Raw genomic sequence first — 2,744 nt, forward strand, 5'->3', positions numbered from 1 at the left:
AAGCAAAATAAGAACGAAATAACAACTATTTTAATCAATGAAGTAATGAGAAAAAAGCAAGTAAAGAAGAGTTATTCCGCACCAGCGTGCATGATAATTCAAGTCAATGAAGCCACTTATTTGATGGATACGTCTTTCCCCAGCCAACACAGAAAGGCAAACCATGCTACTGGTCCAGCTGCTGCTAAGGCAAGTCAATGGAATGATGAAGACTTAGAAGATGAGAGCACATCTTCATGGGAAGACTAACAGAGAGTTATTAACAAAGAGAACAAAGAAAAGATGAAGCAAACAATGAAACAACATTCATTCACATCACAACTAAAGTCCTTGGCTGTTGTATTCGGCATAGCCTTGACTTTTGCATCCTGCGCTAACGAGGATGTAGCACAGAACCCAACGAACCCCAATGAGGATAACGACAAGAACCTAACGACTTTCGTAGCAGGCGAAGAAGCTAAGACCCGTACCTCAATGGACTACACCAGTGGTAATTTCTATTGGGAAGCAGACGACTATATCTACGTAAAGGACGATAATAACGTATTGCAGAAGAGCACGAATGCTCCAACGAGCAAGGTGGCTGCTTTTAAGTATAAAGTTCCAGGTAAGTTTGCGGCAAGTAGCAGTTATAAGGTTTATTACTTGGGCAAGAACAGCGATGGTACTTCTGTAAGTATCTCAACCACCCAGAGCCAGACAGCTCCAGACAATACCGCGCACTTCGGCACTGCTGGCGATTACGGTACTGCTACCGCTACAAAGGTAACAGGTAAGAATCAGTTTAAGTTCGAGTTGGAGCATCAGCCAGCTTACTTGGTTTTCCAGCCTTACACAAGTAACACAATTCTCCATAACTGTTACTTAACTAAGGTGGAGGTAAGCTCCGACAACGATATAGCTGAGAAATACACCGTCAACCCAACAACAGGTGCTTTAGATGCTTCCACAGTAACAAACGGCAAACAGATAGTCTTAACGACAAGAGACCCAACATGGGGTAGCAGCAACTATAACGGTTTCCCACTAACCAACAACAGCGCCAGCGTAACAACTAACGGTGCTTACATGGTGATTAAGCCAGGCACTCATACCTTAAGGGTACGTTACTGGGTAAAAGACGTAGCTACCAACGTAGAGGGTACTATCACGAAGACTCTTCCTGCAACAGCATACGCTTCCAACACTTACTACGATATGACTGCCAACCTCAACGTAAAGGATTACGATGGCGATCATTATTATATGTGGGATGCTCAGCAGCAATATTGGTATGGTTACGAATGGACAAAGCACTTGCCAGGAAACACAGGTCAGCCAACACTTAGGGGCTACACCTCCCCCAACTATGCCCAGAATAATACGGACTCACGTTATTATAATGATGCATACACCTATGGCATAGCTCATTCAGCTACTCATGCATCATTTAATAGTATTCCTAATGTGAACGAGATGCTTTGGTATGCGTTGAAAGGAGATCCACGTTGGGATAACGACGAACTATGGACAACCATGGGGCACTTATATAAGGGTGGTATATGGATTAAAAAGAAGACATACATAAATGGATACAGTGCCAATAAGGCCCCTGACGGAATTGACTGGCAAACAAATGGTTCTATCGGTCAGGACGCTAGTGTATCTAGAGTTCTCCCTTCAATTGCCGATATAGGCAACTATTTCTACCTGCCTGCTTTGGGTTCCTACACTTCGGGAGGACTGAACTTGATTGGTTTCAGTGCTTCTTTTTGGTCGTCTAGTGCTGACCTATGGGATCGTCGATATGCATACTACCTAACCTTTAGCCCTTCCCTGATTGGCGTAGGCTGCAATTACGGCTATCGCTACCTCGGGTACAGGGCACAGCCCTTCTCGGATTTCGGAGATAATTAATGCGAAAAAACAGGACAAAAGAGTACAAAAATAACTCCTTTGTAAGTGACTGATAATCAATGGTTTATAAATAGGGTGCCAAAGTATGATACTTAGGGGGTCTAAGTATGATACTCAGGTACCCTAAGTATGATACTTAGGTACCCTCAGTCTCATACCGAGGGTGGCTCGAATGAAAAAATAATTTACAAATTATATTTGCTAACTTTAAAACATTGAGATTATGGCATTTTTTAAGAAAGTAAAGAAGAAGTTGACGGGACTTTGGTATCCAGAAGCGATAACCGTAGGAAAGCCCGTAACAACCGACCAAGTGGCTGACCGCTTGGCATTGATTTCAACGGTGAGTCGTGGTGATACGTATGCTGTGTTGAAGGACTTAGGTGGCGTAATGGCATCTTTTATGGCAGAGGGTCGCACGGTAAAATTGGAGGGCGTGGGTACGTTTTACTACACTATCAACGCCGATAAAGGCATCGCAAAGCCTGAAGAGGTGACAGCAAAGCAGATAAAGAATGTCCGTGTACGCTTTATTCCCGAGACCTCACGCACGCAGAGCAACAAAGTTGCCACTCGCTCGCTGGTGTCTGATAATATTTATTGGGAAGAGTGGAAGGAAGAGAAAAAAAGCCTCACCCCCGCCCCCGAACCGAAGGGAGAGGGGAGTGAAGACCACACTGGACCACAGGCAGGGTAAAAGCCCCCTCCAACTCCCCCGAAAGGGGGAGAGTGCCTAACGGAAGCTAGTTAGGATATGTGCCACAAAAGAAAGCCTCCCCAAGCCCCTCGAATGAGGGGATGTCCTTATTGGATATAGTTTGAAACGACTGAGAGCCTGTAAGTTGGGA

Annotated in this window: 2 protein-coding genes and 1 pseudogene; all 3 read left to right on the forward strand. The window is 44.6% G+C overall.

Annotated features, from left to right (window positions below; all coding sequences use genetic code 11):
• Nucleotides 1-249: pseudogene (locus O3603_RS11920) on the forward strand (hypothetical protein); the annotation flags it as partial.
• A gap of 33 nt (nt 250-282) precedes the next feature.
• A complete protein-coding gene (locus O3603_RS11925) occupies nt 283-1,896 on the forward strand; it encodes a hypothetical protein (protein ID WP_371523040.1) in 1,614 nt (537 codons plus the stop codon).
• A gap of 223 nt (nt 1,897-2,119) precedes the next feature.
• The gene (locus O3603_RS11930; RefSeq protein ID WP_371523041.1) at nt 2,120-2,593 is read left to right on the forward strand and encodes an HU family DNA-binding protein; all 474 of its coding nucleotides are present in this window, start codon (nt 2,120-2,122) and stop codon (nt 2,591-2,593) included.
• Nucleotides 2,594-2,744 lie beyond the last annotated feature (151 nt).

The sequence above is a fragment of the Prevotella sp. 20925_1_30 genome (genome assembly GCF_041433025.1).
Lineage (GTDB): Bacteria > Bacteroidota > Bacteroidia > Bacteroidales > Bacteroidaceae > Prevotella > Prevotella vespertina.

Bases quoted from the DNA above. Each gene is read 5' to 3' on its own strand.
- O3603_RS11925 (WP_371523040.1), top strand. From the start codon at position 283: ATGAAGCAAACAATGAAACAACATTCATTCACATCACAACTAAAGTCC.
- O3603_RS11930 (WP_371523041.1), top strand. From the start codon at position 2,120: ATGGCATTTTTTAAGAAAGTAAAGAAGAAGTTGACGGGACTTTGGTAT.